This window comes from Allobosea sp. 67-29 (assembly GCF_001898115.1).
Lineage (GTDB): Bacteria > Pseudomonadota > Alphaproteobacteria > Rhizobiales > Beijerinckiaceae > Allobosea.
This window is the reverse complement of sequence record NZ_MKSQ01000026.1, coordinates 614,339-629,493: the sequence shown is the minus strand read 5'-3', so window position 1 is coordinate 629,493 and position 15,155 is coordinate 614,339. Positions and strand designations below refer to the sequence as shown.

General features: G+C 67.6%; 14 protein-coding genes and 1 tRNA gene. 5 read left to right on the top strand and 10 right to left on the bottom strand.

The genetic code is table 11. The features are described 5' to 3' along the window. Positions 1-4 precede the first annotated feature (4 nt). Together BGO20_RS22020 and BGO20_RS22015 are read left to right on the top strand one after the other, a co-directional pair. Entirely contained in the window at positions 5-901 is an 897-nt protein-coding gene (locus BGO20_RS22020; protein ID WP_291659618.1) for a DUF6772 family protein, read from the top strand. After that, positions 901-1,236: a hypothetical protein gene (locus BGO20_RS22015; protein WP_291659616.1), complete on the top strand. Its 336-nt coding sequence runs from the start codon at positions 901-903 to the stop codon at positions 1,234-1,236. The genes BGO20_RS22020 and BGO20_RS22015 overlap by 1 nt, the downstream gene beginning before the upstream one ends. 14 nt (positions 1,237-1,250) lie before the next feature. On the opposite strand, the gene BGO20_RS22010 is transcribed toward BGO20_RS22015, so the two are convergent. The 8 genes from BGO20_RS22010 to BGO20_RS21975 form a co-directional block, all read right to left on the bottom strand. Further along, positions 1,251-1,796, bottom strand: a complete 546-nt coding sequence (locus tag BGO20_RS22010; protein WP_291659614.1) for a carboxymuconolactone decarboxylase family protein — start codon at positions 1,794-1,796, stop codon at positions 1,251-1,253. Between the two features lie 17 nt (positions 1,797-1,813). Beyond that, entirely contained in the window at positions 1,814-2,677 is an 864-nt protein-coding gene (locus BGO20_RS22005) for a carbon-nitrogen hydrolase family protein (protein ID WP_291659613.1), read from the bottom strand. Then, positions 2,674-4,350 carry an ABC transporter ATP-binding protein gene (locus tag BGO20_RS22000; protein WP_291659612.1) on the bottom strand — a complete coding sequence of 559 codons (1,677 nt, stop codon included), beginning with the start codon at positions 4,348-4,350 and terminating at the stop codon, positions 2,674-2,676. Before BGO20_RS22000 ends, BGO20_RS22005 begins: the two co-directional genes overlap by 4 nt. Then, positions 4,347-5,219 (bottom strand): ABC transporter permease, encoded by an 873-nt coding sequence (locus BGO20_RS21995; RefSeq protein WP_291659611.1) that lies wholly within the window; start codon positions 5,217-5,219, stop codon positions 4,347-4,349. Before BGO20_RS21995 ends, BGO20_RS22000 begins: the two co-directional genes overlap by 4 nt. Continuing rightward, positions 5,216-6,160, bottom strand: coding sequence for an ABC transporter permease (locus BGO20_RS21990; RefSeq protein ID WP_291659610.1), 945 nt, complete (start codon positions 6,158-6,160; stop codon positions 5,216-5,218). The genes BGO20_RS21995 and BGO20_RS21990 overlap by 4 nt, the downstream gene beginning before the upstream one ends. A 102-nt stretch (positions 6,161-6,262) precedes the next feature. Beyond that, complete coding sequence (locus BGO20_RS21985; RefSeq protein WP_291659609.1) at positions 6,263-7,843, bottom strand: ABC transporter substrate-binding protein; 1,581 nt, start codon at positions 7,841-7,843, stop codon at positions 6,263-6,265. 43 nt (positions 7,844-7,886) lie between these two features. Then, positions 7,887-9,356 carry a M81 family metallopeptidase gene (locus tag BGO20_RS21980; RefSeq protein ID WP_291659607.1) on the bottom strand — a complete coding sequence of 490 codons (1,470 nt, stop codon included), beginning with the start codon at positions 9,354-9,356 and terminating at the stop codon, positions 7,887-7,889. A gap of 8 nt (positions 9,357-9,364) precedes the next feature. Continuing rightward, the gene (locus BGO20_RS21975; RefSeq protein ID WP_291659605.1) at positions 9,365-10,690 is read right to left on the bottom strand and encodes an aspartate aminotransferase family protein; all 1,326 of its coding nucleotides are present in this window, start codon (positions 10,688-10,690) and stop codon (positions 9,365-9,367) included. A gap of 248 nt (positions 10,691-10,938) precedes the next feature. Here BGO20_RS21975 and BGO20_RS21970 point away from each other — a divergent pair, with 248 nt between their 5' ends. Next, the gene (locus tag BGO20_RS21970) at positions 10,939-11,829 is read left to right on the top strand and encodes a MurR/RpiR family transcriptional regulator (protein WP_291659602.1); all 891 of its coding nucleotides are present in this window, start codon (positions 10,939-10,941) and stop codon (positions 11,827-11,829) included. Positions 11,830-11,901: 72 nt separating this feature from the next. Here BGO20_RS21970 and BGO20_RS21965 read toward each other — a convergent pair. Next, positions 11,902-11,978 (bottom strand) — tRNA-Arg (locus BGO20_RS21965). A 28-nt stretch (positions 11,979-12,006) separates the two neighbouring features. Here BGO20_RS21965 and BGO20_RS21960 point away from each other — a divergent pair. Together BGO20_RS21960 and BGO20_RS21955 are read left to right on the top strand one after the other, a co-directional pair. Continuing rightward, positions 12,007-12,768, top strand: coding sequence for a hypothetical protein (locus BGO20_RS21960; RefSeq protein WP_291659600.1), 762 nt, complete (start codon positions 12,007-12,009; stop codon positions 12,766-12,768). Between the two features lie 3 nt (positions 12,769-12,771). Beyond that, on the top strand, positions 12,772-14,256 hold the full coding sequence (locus BGO20_RS21955) for a M48 family metalloprotease (RefSeq protein WP_291659599.1): 1,485 nt from the start codon (positions 12,772-12,774) through the stop codon (positions 14,254-14,256). Positions 14,257-14,361: 105 nt separating this feature from the next. Here the strand turns inward: BGO20_RS21955 and BGO20_RS21950 are convergent, their stop codons facing one another. Then, complete coding sequence (locus BGO20_RS21950; protein ID WP_291659598.1) at positions 14,362-14,955, bottom strand: CarD family transcriptional regulator; 594 nt, start codon at positions 14,953-14,955, stop codon at positions 14,362-14,364. Positions 14,956-15,155: the final 200 nt, after the last annotated feature.

The following is a 15,155-nucleotide window of genomic DNA, read 5'->3' as shown; positions in this document are numbered from 1 at the left end:
CGCCATGAATGCATCAGATTCCCGGCTCGACGATCTCAGACGCGCCATCCGCGAGAGCGACCCGCAACTCAGCCGCTTCGACCCGCTGCCGCGCATCATCTGCCTCGACGATTTCGACCGCGGCATGTGCGGCTGGACCCAGCTCGTCGGCAATTACGAGGATACGCTCGACGCGATGCTGCCGGGCTATGCCCAGCACAGCCACGCCATGCTCTCGACCCTGCCGAACTGGGATTTCGGCTCGCATGGCGGCGTCGACGGCTCCTATGCGCTGAAGATCGCGACGCGGCCGAGGAAAGGCGCACAGAATGTCGCGATCAAGCGGCTGACCTTCCGCAAGGCCGGGCCGATCCGGCTGGAGGCCTATTTCACCTTCAAGCCGGAGGCGACGGAGCTCGCGCTCTCGGAGACCGATATCCGCTCCTTCGGCTTCCTCTACGATCTCCAGATCGGCGACACCTCAGGGCCGGGTGACCGGGTGATGCCGCATTTGCGCTTCCTCAACGCGCAGGACGGGCAGCACATCCAGAAATGGCAGTTCAAGCGCAGGACGACGCCGATTAAGCCGATCGGCACCGCCGGCAAGACGATCACGCATTACCATCTCGCTCCCGATGACTGGGAGGACCTGCCCGGCGGCGAGCAAAGGCTCTGCTACAACGAGATTCCGACCAAGGTGAACTGGCACTATCTGCGCTTCGATTTCGACCTCGCGGCGATGCAGGCGACGCGCTTCCAGGTCAACGATCGGGTCTTCGCCATGGACGGTTACGACTGCATCCGCATCCCCGCGATGAAGAACCTGTGGTGCATGCTGAATCTCGCCTTCTTCGCCGAGACCGACACCGACAAGCGCGCCTTCGCCTATCTCGACTCCGTCTGCCTGTCGGGGGATTTCTGATGCTGCCCGAGAACCTGACCGCCGTCGTCGCCCGCAACGAAAGCTGGACCGGCACCAGCGCGACCGAGCCGTACGAGGCCGGCTGGGCGAAGGAAGCGATCGTTTTCGTTCGAGCGCTGAAGCAGCCGAAGGGGCCATTGCCGAAGGCGCGGATCGAGATTTCCGCCGACGGCATGCATTGGTGTCACGAGGGTTCGGAGTTCGAACTGCCGTCGGCGAAGGACGCCGTCACCTTCCAGCGCCTGAGCCATTTCGGCAATTTCCTGCGCGTCGCCGCGACGCTGCCGGATGGCGCCGAGATCACCGTGCTGGTGACGTTCCATCTGAAGGCCTGAGAGAGCGGCCGGCTTCAGTCCGCAGCGAGGGGCCGGTCCGTCATTTCCGCCGCGACAGCCGGTTCGATCGGCGTGTCGTAGGTCATCAGGATGTAGCCGAGCACCGAATAGAAGCCGACCGTCGCGATCAGGTCGAACACCCCCTCGCGCCCGAGCGCCGCGGCGAGCTCGGCTTCGAGGGCGGAGGACAGGCACCTGTCGTCGAAGAGCGCATCGACGGCGCGCGCGATCAGCCCATCCTCTCCCTCCGGCATGCCGCGCAGCGCGGCGATGCGGGCGTCGCTGATGCCGAGCACCCGCGCCCGGCTGACATGATGCGCCCATTCATAGGGCGAGCCCATGCGATGGGCGGCGCGCAGGATCACCACCTCCGAGCGCACCGGCCCGAGCGCGCTATCCTTGACGATGTGCTGGCGCAGCGGCGCCCAGGCCTGGAGCAGGGCAGGGTGATGCGCCATCGTGCGATAGACATTGAGCGCGCCCGCGAAGCCGTCCTTCATCCCGGCGATGGCCTGAGGCCAGTCGGCGTCGCTGATCGGCGGGCAGGGAGAGGTCGTCATCGGATGCCTCGCGGAGCTCAGCTGTTCAGGTATTTGGCGTAGAGCGCGGGGGCCCGGTCGGCCCAGATGCCCGTGAAGCTGCGATAGCGCGCGATTTCGGCCAGGTCGATCTCGACCCGCAACACGTCCTCGCGGTCGTGGTCGAGCGCGCCGAGCAGTTTGCCATCCGGCCCGACCGCGCAGGAGCGCCCGAAGAAGCGCTGCCCGCCACGGCTGCCGCTGCGGTTGCAGCTCAGGAAGAAGACGCCGTTCTCGGTCGCGCGCGTATAGGCGCGGTGGATGAAGAGCCCCTCGTCGGTCACCGTCGCGTCTTCGGCGCCGAAGGAGGCCCAGACCGAAGTGACGATGCTCGCGCCTTGCAGGGCCAGAATGCGGGTGATCTCGGGGAAACGGATATCGTAGCAAATCTGCATGCCGAGCCGTGTGCCGAAGACCGGGTAGGTATCGATGCTGTCGCCGCCGGTGAAGAACAGCTTCTCGTTCTGCCACTGGTGGATCTTGGTGTAGTCGCCCAGCACGCCCTCCGGCCCGATCAGCAGCGAGGCGTTGCGCATCACGCCCGCGCGCAGACCGTCGCGCAGGCCGAGCCCGATCACGAGATGCACGCGATGCTTCGCCGCGAGCGCGACCAGCGCCTTGATCTCCTCGCCATCCGGCGCGGCGCAGGCCTCGTAGAGCGCGGCGCCGAAATGCGGCACCTCGCTGACCAGTGGACCGCCCGGCACGAGCGGCTCGACATAGCCTGTATTGGACAGTTCCGGGAACAGGATGAGCTGGGCGCCTCGGGCCGCTTCCGCGGCAACGAACTCGTGGATGCGCCGCAAGTTCTCGGCCGGCGCCAAAGACTGCACGTCGAGCTGGACGAGGCTGGCGGATATCATGCGTCGGCTCCGGCGATGCGGCGCCCGGCGGTGAAATCCCAGTCCCGCCCTGGCGCCGCGTTGATCAAGGCTTGTGTATACTCATGGCGCGGGTTGGCCAGCACCTCGGCGGCGGGGCCGTTCTCGACGACGCGGCCACGCTGCATCACCATCACCTCGTCACAGATCTGGGCGGCGACGCGTAGGTCGTGCGTGATGAACAGCACGGCGAGGTTGCGCCGCTCCTGGATCTCGGCAAGGAGGTCGAGCACCTGCGCCTGCACGGAAACGTCGAGCGCCGAGACGGCCTCATCCGCGACGATGACCTCGGGCTCCATCATCAAGGCACGCGCGATCGCGATACGCTGGCGCTGGCCGCCGGAGAACTGATGCGGGAAGCGGCCGAGGCTGGTGCTGGGCAGGCCGACCACCTCGATCAGCTCGCCGGCGCGATGCAGCGCCGCGGCGCGGTCCTCACCCAGATTCAAAGGCCCCTCGATCAGGCTCTCGCCGATGCGCAGGCGCGGATTGAGCGAGCGGTTCGGGTCCTGGAACACCATCTGCACGCGTCGCCGCGCCGGTGCCAGCGCCGCCTGGCCCTGAAGCGGCGCGATGTCCTGGCCGTTGACCCGGATCTCGCCGCCGGTGGGGTGCTCCAACCGAAGCAGGCAGCGGGCGACCGTCGACTTGCCCGAACCGCTTTCGCCGACGATGCCGAGCGTGCGCCCGCGTTCCAGCCGGAGGCTGACATCTTTCACGGCGCGCACGGTACGGATATCCCGACCCATGAGCTTGCCGAGCAGGGAGCCGAAGCTGAAGGTCTTTTCGAGGTTGCGGATCTCGACGACGGCCTCCGCTTCCTTCGCCCCGACGCGCGGCGCGCGCGGGACCAGCGACGGCACGGCTTGCAGCAGGTCACGCGTGTAGCCCTCGCGCGGCCGGCTCAGCACCTGCTCGACCGGACCGGTCTCGACGATCTCGCCGCGACGCATTACGCAGACCCGGTCGGCGATGTCGACGACCACGCCCATGTCGTGGGTGATGAACAGGACGGCGGTGTTCTGCTTGTCCTGCAATTCGCGGATCAGGCCGAGGATCTGCTTCTGCGTGGTGACGTCGAGCGCCGTGGTCGGCTCGTCGGCGATCAGCAGCTTCGGCTTCAGCGCCAAGGCCATCGCGATCATCACACGCTGGCGCTGGCCGCCGGAGAGCTGGTGGGGGTAGCTGTCATAGATCCGTGCCGGATCGGGCAGATGCACTGCCTCGAAGGCGGCGAGCGCGGCTTCCTTACGTTCCTTCGGACGCATCTTCGTGTGCGCCCAATAGACCTCGTCCATCTGCAGCCCGATGGTCAGTACCGGGTTCAGCGCCGTCATCGGCTCCTGGAAGATCATCGCCATCTCGGCGCCGCGCAGCGCCTTGGTCCGGGACGGCGTCGCGGTGAGGATGTCCTCGCCGTTGAGCAGGACCGTGCCGCCGGTCGTCCGCAATTCGTCGCGCGGCAAGAGGTCCATCGCCACCAGCGAGGTCACCGACTTGCCCGAGCCGGATTCGCCGACGAGGCAGAGCGTCTCGCCGGGCTGGATGTCGAAGCTGATGCCCTTGAGAATCTCGGAAGGCTCGCGCCCGCGCGTCGCGACCTTGAGGTCGCGGATCGAGAGCACGGGCGGGGTGGGAGCGGTGGTTTCTGTCACGGGGCCCTCCCCTGCATCTTCGGATCGAGCCGGTCGCGCAGCGCGTCGCCGAGCAGGTTGATCGACAGGATGCAGGCCGACAGCACGATCGCCGGCCAGAACACCAGCCAGTGATTGATCGCGAAATAGAGCCGCCCCTCGGCCATGATGTTGCCCCAGCTCGGGATCTCCGTGCCGATGCCGACGCCGAGGAAGGAGAGCGCAGCTTCGGTCAGGATGGCGGAGGCATACATATAGGTGCCCTGCACGATCAGCGGCGCGATCGTCGTCGGCAGCAGGTGCTTCCAGATCAGCTTGGCCGGGGGCGTGCCGAGCAGCATCGCCGCATCGACATAGGTCTCCTCGCGCGCCGCGATGACGCGCGCCCGGACCAGCCGCACCACCTGCGGGATCGCCGGGATCATGATCGCGATGATGACGGTGAGGAGCCCGCCGCGGACGAGCGCGACGATGGCGATGGCGAGCAGGATGCCGGGGATCGCCATCAGCCCGTCCATCATCCGCATCAGCACGCCATCGATGGCCCGGTACCAGCCGGCGATCAGACCGAGCGGCAGGCCGATCAGGATCGCGCCCGCTGCGACGCCCGCGCCGACCAGCAGCGAGACCCGCGCGCCATAGACCACGCGCGAATAGAGGTCCCGGCCGAACGAGTCCGTGCCCAGCCAGTAGATGTTCGAGGAAGGCTTGAGCCGCATCGCCGCATTGAGCTTGGTCGGCTCGAAATTGGCGAGGAGCGGTGCGAAGACAGCCATCGCGACGATGGCCAGGAGGACGAGGACGGCGAGCACCGTCGTCCAGTGCGGCGGGTTCTTGAGCAGGCGGCGGCGCGGCAGCCCGCCCTGCACCGGGTTCGATGAAGCGCTCATTGGTAGCGGATCCTCGGGTCGCTCAGCGCATAGGAAAGGTCGATCAGCAGGTTGATCAGCACATAGGTGCCGGCCGTCAGCAGGATGATCGTCTGGATCAGCGGATAGTCGCGGGCGAGCACGCCGTCGACGACCAGCCGCCCGAGGCCGGGAATGTTGAAGACCGTCTCGGTGACCACGACGCCGGAGACCATCATGGCGAAGCCCGTGCCGATCACGGTGAGGATCGGGATCGCGGCGTTGCGCAGCGCGTGGCGGAACAGGACGATGCGCTCGCCCAGCCCCTTGGCGCGGGCGGTGCGGACATAATCCTCGCGCAGCACCTCGAGCATCGAGGCGCGCGTCATCCGCGAGACCAGCGCGACATAGAAGGAGGAGAGCGCCAGCCCCGGCAGCAGGATGCGGTGGAGGAACGGGCCGAGACCCTCGGCCAGCGGCTTGTAGCCCTGCACGGGAAACCATTTCAGGTCGACGGCGAAGACGGCGATCAGCACATAGCCGATCACGAAGATCGGCACGGAGAAGCCGACCACCGAGAGCGCCATGACGAAGCGGTCGACCATGCCGCCATGGCGCCAGGCGGCGAGCACGCCGAGCGGCAGCGAGATCACCACGGTGAAGATCATCGCCATGACGGCTAGCGCCAGCGTCGGCCCGACGCGCTGGCCGATCATCTCCAGCACCGGGCGCTGCGAGATCAGCGAATGGCCGAAATCACCACCGGCCATGTCGGCGAGCCAGGTGGCGAACTGGCCGGCGAGCGGCTTGTCGAGGCCGAGATTCTCGCGGATGGCGGCGAGCTGTGCCGGCGTCGCCTGGTCGCCGGCGATGGCCTGCGCAGGGTCGCCCGGCGTCAGGCGCAGCAGCAGGAAGACGAACAGCGCCACGAAGAACATGACGGGGATCGCCATGGCCAGCCTGCGCAGGAAGTAGGAAGCCATATGGTGCACCACGCGCTGGGCACCGGCTCGAAGGCCGATGCCGAAAACGATGCCGGCCGCGGAGAAGGGATGGCGACCATGCCGCCATCCGCCACGCGGGCCTTACTTGCTCACGCCCCAGAACAAGGTGAGCGGGCCAGGCTGAAGGTTCTTCAGCTTGGCGCTCCAGGCGGCGACCGACTGGAACTCGCCGGCATTGAAGTAGAAGCCCTGGTCGTAGGCGATCTGCTGGATCTCGCGGGCGATCTTCTTCTGCTCGTCGGTGGTCGCGGCGCTGAGATAGGCGTGGCGCAGCTCTTCGATCCGGGCGTCTTTCGGCCAGCCGGCCCAGGCGCTGTCCTTGCCGGAGCCGTCGAGCAGCGCATGGACCGTCGGATTCCAGATGCCCGCGACGCCCCAATAGGTGAAGAACATGTTCCAGCCGCCCTGCGCCACCGGCTGCCAGCCGTTCTTGCGCGACTGCAGCGTCGCCCAGTCCATCGAGGCGACATCGACCTTGAAGCCGGCTTCGCGCAGGCGCTCGGCCGCGACGATCGGCTGGGTCGAGAGGATGGTCAGGTCGGTCGGCTGCATCATCAGGACCGGCGTGCCGTCATAGCCGGAGGCCTTGAGCAGCTCCTTGGCCTTGGCCATGCGCTCCTTGGCGCTGCCCTTGAGATACTCCGCGCCGGCATCGGAGGCGAGCGGCACGTCGCAGCCGTAAACCGAGGCGCAGAGCTTGTAATACTGGCTGTCGCCGATCGCGGTCTGCATCAGCTGCTCCTGGTCCAGCGCATACATCGCCGCCTGGCGCACCTTCAGATTGTCGAAGGGCGGCAGGCGATGGTTGAAGCGGCCGGTCACCTGGCTGCCCAGCGCATTGATGGCGCCGGTCTTGATCTCGTCATTGGCCTTGAGCAGCGGCAGAAGGTCGATCGTCACCTGCTCGATCAGGTCGACATCGCCGGATTGCAGGGCGTTGATCGAGGTCTGCATGTCCGGCATCGCCTTCCAGACGACCTTGTCGACATTCACGACCTTTCCGCCGGCGGTCCAGCTCATCGGCTCGGAGCGCGGCTTGTAGTCGGGGTTCTTGACGTAGACGGCCTGGTCGCCCGGCCGGTACTGGTCGGCGACGAACTTGAACGGGCCGGAGCCGATCATCTCGGTGACCTGCTTGCCGGCGGGCGTCTCGGCGAGCCGCTTCGGCATCATGAAGGGCGGCACCGGCGAGGGCTTGGCCAGCAGCTCCAGCACCTGCCCGAAAGGTTTGGACAGCTTGATTACCAGCACCTTGTCGGAGGTCGCCTCGATTGAAGCGACGTAAGTCATCATCGTGCGGCCGGCGCCGTCATTGGCGGCCCAGCGCTTGAGCGAGGCGACGCAATCCTCGGCCTTCACCGGCGTGCCGTCATGCCATTTCAGCCCGTCGCGCAGGGTGAAGGTGTAGGTCAGCTTGTCGGACGAGACGGCATAGTCCGCCATTTGCGGTTGCGGATTGTACTTGGCGTCCATGCCGAGCAGCGTGTCGAACACCATGAAGCCGTGCGTACGCACGATCTGCGCGGTGCTGAGGATCGGGTCGAGCGTCCTCAGCGGCGCTTGCATCACGGCGTTGAGGACCGTCTCGGCAAAGGCCGGCATGGCGTAAAGGGAGCCGGCGACCAGCGCGGCAGCCCCGAAAGTCCTGAACCGAAACGTCATTGTTATCCCCTCGTTTTTGGTTACCTGGATGGGTCGAGCGTCGTCAGGCGGGAGCGTCGCTCCACGGATAGGCCTTGGCGGTATCGAGCTGGCGGTACGGGATCAGGCGCACATCGGCAGGGCCGAGATCGGGCGTGTCGACCACGAGGATGCGATCGGCCAGCGGCTCGTAGAAATCGCGGAAATGGGTTTTCGAGCGCAGCAGGATGACGTCGTAATCCTCCGGCCGCTCGCCGAAGATGTAGAAGGGGTCGCCATCGACCGCGAAGGCGAAATGCGAGACCACCGAGACCCGGATCGCGCCGATCTGAAGCAGCGCCGTGAGGCCCAGATCGACGAAGGAACCGCGCTGGTAGCGCCCGGAAACAGTGAAGGATTTCGGCCCCGACCAGATGACCCGTGCCACGGCCTCGACCGGCCCGCCGGTCTCCGGCGCCGTCCTGCCGGCGAGCGAGACGTTGATCTCGGCGCCTTCGCCTGCTGCATGGGCCTGCGCCGCGGTTTCGGGATCGAGCAGGAAGGGCACGTTGACCCGCCCGACATCGCGGCCGAGCAAAGCCCGCAGCAGATGGGTGGAATCGTTCATCCGGTCGGCATGCTCGAGCAGCACGATCGGCCGGCCCGTCGCGGGCTTGCGCTCGATATCGGCCAGGGCTGCCTCGACGCTCAGGATCGGGATGGCGCTCGCGATCGCGCGGCGCTTCGCGCGCAGCCGGTCGGAAAAGGCCTGCGCCTTGGCTTCGGCCGCTTCCTGCCCGCCCCAGTCCAGGCAGATCACCGACATCCCGGTATTGGCGCTGTCGGCATAGGAGAAGCCGGCCATGACCGAGATGTCGCAATCGCCGGTCGCCTCGGTCGCGCGCGCCTCGGCGATGATCGAAACCAAAGGCTCGAGCGCCGTCGCCGACATGATCGAGGGGATGACGACATCAGGCCGCGCCACCGCGAGACCCGGCCGACGCCCTTCGCGCAGGAACCGCAGCAGGGCGCGGGCCGCCCGCTCGCCGGTCTCGCCCATGTCGATATGCGGCGAGTGACGATAGGCGACGGCGATGTCGGCGCCGCGCAGCGTCTCGCGATCGATATTGCCGTGATAGTCGAGCGCAACAGTGATCGGCAGTGCCGGAAAGGCCGCCCGTACGGCGTCGATGACGTGCCGCTCGACATCCGCGTAGGCTGCGGCCCAGCAGGCGCCGTGGAGGAACAGGATGACGCCGTCGAGCGGGCCGCTCTTGCCCAGCCCCTCGACGATTTCGCTCGTATAGTGTTCGACCGCCGCGTCGGCCGCCGGGCCGAGCGCGCCGAGCAGCGTGTGGAACAGCGGCACGAACTCCGCGCCGTCCGCCTCGCAGATCTTCAGGCAGCCGCCGGGAACCGTATTGGTGCCGCGAAAGCGCTCCGTCAGCGCCGCCCCGCGCAGGCAGACGCGCTCGAACTCCGCGAGCTCCACGATCTGCGGAACGGCCGTAACCGATTCGAGATTGAAGCCGGCGAAGGCGATGCGCGGAGCCATCGCGGCCGTCAGCCCTTGATCGCGGCGTCGATCGCGCCGCCGATGCGCTCGACGATCTGGTCTATCTCGTCGGGCCCGACGATATAGGGCGGCGCCAGCAACACATGGTCGCCGAGGCGCCCGTCGATGGTGCCGCCCATCGGGTAGCTCATCAGGCCGCGCGCCATCGCTTCCTTCTTGATCCGGGCGTGCACCCTGAGCGCCGGATCGAAGGGCGCCTTGGTTTCCTTGTCCGCGACGATCTCGATGCCGCGAAAGAGCCCGCGTCCGCGGATGTCGCCGACATGAGGCGACTGGCCGAGCCGGGCATCGAGGCCGGCCTGCAGGCGCTCGCCCATCAAGCGCACATTCGCCAGCATTTCCGGCTGCGAGATCAGCTCGACGACCTTGTTGGCTGCGGCTGCCGCCACGGGGTGGCAGATATAGGTATGGCCGTGCTGGAACAGCCCGGAGCCTTCGGCGAAGGCGCGGTAGATCGTCTCCGAGAGCAGCACCGCGCCGATCGGCTGGTAGCCGCCGCCGAGGCCCTTGGCGATGGTGACGAGATCGGGCGAGATGCCCTCCTGCTCGCAGGCGAACATCGTGCCGGTGCGGCCCATGCCGCACATCACCTCGTCGAGGATCAGCAGCACGCCGTATTTGTCGCAGATGCGGCGGATGCGGGCGAAGTAGTCCGCGACCGGACCGACCGCGCCGAGCGTCGCGCCGACCACCGGCTCGGCGATGAAGGCGATGACCTCTTCGGCACCAAGCTCCAGGATCTTGGCTTCCAGCTCGTCGGCGAGGCGGGCGGCATAGGCTTCCGGCGTCTCGCCGTCCTTCTGGTCGCGATAGGCGTAGCAGGGCGAGACATGATGGGTCTCAGGCAGGATCGGCTGGAACTGCGCCCGCCGCCAGGCATTGCCGCCGGCCGCCAGCGCGCCCAGCGTGTTGCCGTGGTAGCTCTGCCGGCGCGCGATGAAATGCCGGCGCTGCGGCTGGCCGATCTCGACGAAATACTGCCGCGCCATCTTCATGGCCGCCTCGACCGCCTCCGAGCCGCCGGAGACGAGATAGACGTAATCGAGCCCCTCCGGCGCCAGATCGATCAGCCGCTCGGCCAATTCCTCGGCGACATCGGTGGTGAAGAAGGAGGTGTGGGCATAGGCGATGCGATCCATCTGCGCACGCATCGCCGCCATGACCTCGGGATGACCATGACCGAGGCAGGAGACGGCAGCGCCGCCCGAGCCGTCGATATAGCTGCGCCCGTCATTGTCGGTGACGAAGACGCCTTGCCCGGCGACCGCCTGCGGCAGCCGGCCTCCGATGGAGCGATGGAGAATCCTGGTCATCAGCGCATCCCGCATCGGGCAGGCATCGATGCCGCCGTCGCACGGTGCTTGCCACAGGGCAGGAGGCGATGCAACATTTGTTTTATAGATATAATAATAGATACGATCGAATCTTATTGTGTTGCGCTGAAACGAACGTACGGGTCGATGCCGGCGTGCCGGCTCGTGCTATGAGAGCTGCGAAAAGCGTTTGAAATCTCCGCGTGATGCAGGAATGGTCCCGGCTGTCCGGGAAAGGCGCGATTCAGATGTTGCAGAACGATCCCCTGCGCGAGCGCATTGTCGGCCGCTTCGACGACATGTCCCCGCAATTGCAGCAGGCCGCGCGCTACATTCTCGAGCATCCCCAGGAGGTCGCCCTGGTGTCGATGCGGGAATTGTCACGCAATGCCGGCGTGCAGCCTTCGACGATGACGCGTCTCGCCAAGTTCCTCGACCTGCCGGGCTATGACGACATCAGGGCTCACCACGCCGAGGCGTTGCGTCTCAGGGCCGACGGCTTCGCGGCGCGTGCGATGCAGCACGGCGAGGGCGAGCAGGACATGGCGGCGGCGCAGCTTTCGCGGCGAATGCTGCAGAGCCTCGCCAACCAGATCGCCCGGCTATCGGAGCCGGCCGCGCTGGAACGCATCTCGGCCGCGGCGGAACGGCTGGCGCAGGCCCGCCGCATCTACGTGCTGGGCCTGCGCTCCTGCCATTCCGTCGCCTGGCATTTCCATTACGTGATGGCGCTGCTCGGCGAGAAGACCATTCATCTCGACGGTCCGGCCGATACGATGGGCGATGGGCTGATCCGCGCTACCGCCGAGGACGTGCTGTTGGCGATCTCGATCAATCCCTATGCGCGCCACAGCCTCGAACTGGCGCAACTCGCCCGGGAAAAGGGCCTCGGCATCGTCGCGATCACCGACAGCGAAGTCTCGCCGCTGGTCGGCATCGCCGACCAGGCCATCCTCTGCTCGACCGAGAGCCGGAGCTTCTTCCATACGCTGGCGCCGGCGCTGGCCGTGTCGGAGGTGCTGTGCGGGCTGCTGGCGAACAAGGACCGTGCGGCTGCGCTGGAATCGCTGCAGCGCGCCGACAGCCATTTGCAGTCGCTCAATACCTATGCGAGCGCGATTCCGCGGCGGCGCCTCTGAAGGGGGAGGCGGGCGCGTCGGGTCGCGGCCACCTTCGGCAAAGTCGACGGCCGATCGGCGCAGGGCGCGGAATGGCGTCCCGGAAGGGATTCGAACCCCTGACCTACGGTTTAGGAAACCGTTGCTCTATCCTGCTGAGCTACCGGGACGCACGGCACTTCCTGTAGCATAATCGCGATGACGGTGAAGCCTCTTCTTCTCGCCCTGACGGTCCTGGGCCCGGCGCTGCCGGCGGCCTTCGCGGCCGAGCCCTGCCGCGAGGATCCTCCCGCCACGGCTCCGGCGCGGCTCTCGGGCTTCGACAGGGCAGGGGATCCGCTGCTGGCCGATGGCCGCGCCCTGCGCCTGGTCGGGCTGGCGCCGCGCCAGGACGCGGCCGAGGACGCCCGCTTCAAGGCCGGGCTCGCCCCCTTCATCGGCCGTGAGCTGCTGCTGGCCGTCGCCGGCGAGAAGGATCGCTGGGGCCGCTGGCCCGCGCGGCTCTTCGTCGCGACGACGCCGGAGGGCGGGCGCCAGGACATCGGGCTGCTGCTTCAGAAGAGCGGTGCGGCCCTGCCGATGCCCGAGGCCGGGGCGGCCGCCTGCGCATCCGACGTTCAGACAAAGCTAACCTCCGCCTCGCAAGCTTTGCCCTCGACCGCCGTCGACGGCCATGATCCCGCCGCCGTGAGGGAGCAGGAGGGACGATACGTCATGCTGGAGGGCCGGGTCGCGTCGGTCGGCGAGCGCTCCCAGCGCACCTACCTGAATTTTTCCCGCCGTCGGGGGGAGGCGGCCTCGATCGTCATGTCGCGCAAGCTCTGGCGGGAACTGAAGCACGCAGGCTGGACCGCAGCCGGGCTCGGCGGTAAACGCTTGCGCGCCTATGGCGTGCTGGGAGGCCGCAACGGATTGTTGCTGGAGGTCACCTCGCGCGCCGCTGTGGAACTGATCGACTGACGGATGCGGGAAGCCTGGCGGATACAGCTCGCGCGAAGAGGGAAACGGCTGGCCGCACTGGCCGTGCCGGCGCTGCTGCTCGCCGGTTGCCTCGGCGAGCAGAGCTCCCTGCTGCCGGGAGACGCGGCCAAGGATGGCGAGATCGCGCCCCGGATCAGCGCGGTGCAGCGCGCCTCCGACCAGGAGCACCAGCGCCTGCTCGCGGCCTTTGGAGGCGAGTATCGGGCGCCGGCCACGCGTGCTGCGCTCGAGGACATCGTCCAGCGCCTGGCCAAGGCCAGCGCCGGCCAGATCGGCAGCTACGAGATCACCATCCTCAACTCGCCGGCGGTCAACGCCTTCGCGCTGCCCAACGGGCGGCTCTACGTCACGCGGGGCCTGCTGGCGCTCGCCAACGACACCTCCGAGATCGCCTCGGTCCTGGCCCACGAGATCGGCCACGTCACGGCGCAGCATGCGGTGCAGCGGGCCGAGAAGGAGGCGGAATCCGCCCTGGTCAGCCAGGTGGCCTCGCAGGTGCTGAAGGACCCGACGCAGGGCGCGGCCGTGATGGCGGGCTCGAAGCTGTCGCTCGCGCGCTTCTCCCGCCAGCAGGAGTTCGAGGCTGACCGCATCAGCGTCACCAGCCTGGCACGGGCCGGCTACGACCCCTATGGCGCCAGCCGGTTCCTCGCGACACTCGGCCGCAACACCGCCTTCCGCGACAGCGGCCAGCAGCAGAACGCCGGCGACAAGCGCCTCGACATGCTCGCGACCCATCCGCAGACGCCGGAACGCATCGCCGCGGTCACGGCCGCCGCCCGGCAGATCGCCGCGCCGGGAATCGGCGAGCACGATGCGGGCCGCTGGCTCGGTGCCATCGACGGCCTGGCCTATGGCGACGACCCGCGCGACGGGGTCGTGCGCGGGCGGCGCTACGTCAACAGCGCGCTGCGCATCGCCTTCGCGGCGCCCGATGGCTTCAGCCTCGAGGCGGCGCAGGACATGGTCATCGGCGTCAGTGCCAACGGTGCGCAGGCGCTGCGCTTCGATTCGGTGAAACTCAAACCCGAGCAAAGCCTCGAATCCTACGTCGCCGCCGGCTGGATCGAGGGGGTTGAGACGACCGGGATCGAAAAGACCGAGATGGGTGGCCAGCCCGCGGTCACGGCCCATGGCAAGGGTTCGGACTGGATCTTTCGCCTGGCGGCCGTGCAACTGGGCGACAGGGTCTACCGCTTCATCCTCGCGGCCCGCGGGAGCAGCGATCCGGAGCGGCAGATGCGCAGCATCGTCGAAAGCTTCAAGGTGCTGACGCCGGCCGAGGCGCAGGCCGCCAAGCCCCTGCGCATCCGCATCGTCACCGCAGGGGCCGGCGAGACGATTGCGGATATGGCCGCCCGCATGCCGGATCAGGACCGGCCGGCCGAACTGTTCCAGCTCCTCAACGGCCTCGATCGCGGTGCCGCCCTGGTGCCCGGCCAGCGCTACAAGATCATCGGCGAATAGCGGCGCGGCTCGCTGGCCTCGCCCGGGCCGCCGGGCGACGCGCGGCAAAAGAAAGACCCGGCGGTCGCCCGCCGGGTCGCAATCGTCATAGACCGGTGAAGCGGCTCAGGCCGCCTCTTCCTGCAGGTCGTCGTTGTCGCCCTCGAGCTCGGCCTCGGCCGCCTCGGCCTTGCCGGTGCGGCGCGGCGACTTGGCGAGCTGCCCTTCGATCTTCTTGAGGGCCTCGATTTCGGTGACGTCGTCGACGACGGCGATCTCGCGGACCATGCGGTCGAGCGCAGCTTCATAGAGCTGACGCTCGGAATAGGACTGCTCGGGCTGAGCCTCCGAGCGGTAGAGGTCGCGCACCACCTCGGCGATCGCGACGAGATCGCCCGAATTGATCTTCGCCTCGTATTCCTGCGCGCGGCGCGACCACATGGTGCGCTTGATGCGCGCACGGCCGGTGAGCGTCGTCAACGCCTTGGCGACGGCCTCGGCATCGGCGAGCTTGCGCAGGCCGACGCTGGCGGCCTTGGCGGTGGGGACGCGCAGCGTCATCTTGTCCTTGGAAAAGCTGACCACGAACAGCTCGAGCTTGAAGCCGGCGACTTCCTGCTCCTCGATCGCCGTGATCTGGCCGACGCCGTGGGATGGATAGACGACGTATTCGCCCGTCTTGAAACCCTGGCGCGCAGCAGCTTTCTTCACAGTGGACATGCCGTTACGACTCCTGACCGGCCCGCCGTGGCGGGCACGCGATGATACGTCCCCGTCCGGATGGCCGGAGACACTGCCTGACGCGACGCGACGACGCGGCGCTTCACGCTCCCTCAGTCGATTGGTTCATCTCGCCCGCGAACGCGAACAACGGTCACCCCGGCGACTGGCCGCCGGGTCTCATGCTGATCGTCATCTCT

Excerpts from the sequence above, each read along its gene's own strand:
- BGO20_RS22020 (WP_291659618.1), top strand. The coding sequence starts at position 5 with ATGAATGCATCAGATTCCCGGCTCGACGATCTCAGACGCGCCATCCGC.
- BGO20_RS22015 (WP_291659616.1), top strand. The coding sequence starts at position 901 with ATGCTGCCCGAGAACCTGACCGCCGTCGTCGCCCGCAACGAAAGCTGG.
- BGO20_RS22010 (WP_291659614.1), bottom strand. The coding sequence starts at position 1,796 with ATGACGACCTCTCCCTGCCCGCCGATCAGCGACGCCGACTGGCCTCAG.
- BGO20_RS22005 (WP_291659613.1), bottom strand. The coding sequence starts at position 2,677 with ATGATATCCGCCAGCCTCGTCCAGCTCGACGTGCAGTCTTTGGCGCCG.
- BGO20_RS21995 (WP_291659611.1), bottom strand. The coding sequence starts at position 5,219 with ATGAGCGCTTCATCGAACCCGGTGCAGGGCGGGCTGCCGCGCCGCCGC.
- BGO20_RS21990 (WP_291659610.1), bottom strand. The coding sequence starts at position 6,160 with ATGGCTTCCTACTTCCTGCGCAGGCTGGCCATGGCGATCCCCGTCATG.
- BGO20_RS21985 (WP_291659609.1), bottom strand. The coding sequence starts at position 7,843 with ATGACGTTTCGGTTCAGGACTTTCGGGGCTGCCGCGCTGGTCGCCGGC.
- BGO20_RS21980 (WP_291659607.1), bottom strand. The coding sequence starts at position 9,356 with ATGGCTCCGCGCATCGCCTTCGCCGGCTTCAATCTCGAATCGGTTACG.
- BGO20_RS21975 (WP_291659605.1), bottom strand. The coding sequence starts at position 10,690 with ATGACCAGGATTCTCCATCGCTCCATCGGAGGCCGGCTGCCGCAGGCG.
- BGO20_RS21970 (WP_291659602.1), top strand. The coding sequence starts at position 10,939 with ATGTTGCAGAACGATCCCCTGCGCGAGCGCATTGTCGGCCGCTTCGAC.
- BGO20_RS21960 (WP_291659600.1), top strand. The coding sequence starts at position 12,007 with ATGACGGTGAAGCCTCTTCTTCTCGCCCTGACGGTCCTGGGCCCGGCG.
- BGO20_RS21955 (WP_291659599.1), top strand. The coding sequence starts at position 12,772 with ATGCGGGAAGCCTGGCGGATACAGCTCGCGCGAAGAGGGAAACGGCTG.
- BGO20_RS21950 (WP_291659598.1), bottom strand. The coding sequence starts at position 14,955 with ATGTCCACTGTGAAGAAAGCTGCTGCGCGCCAGGGTTTCAAGACGGGC.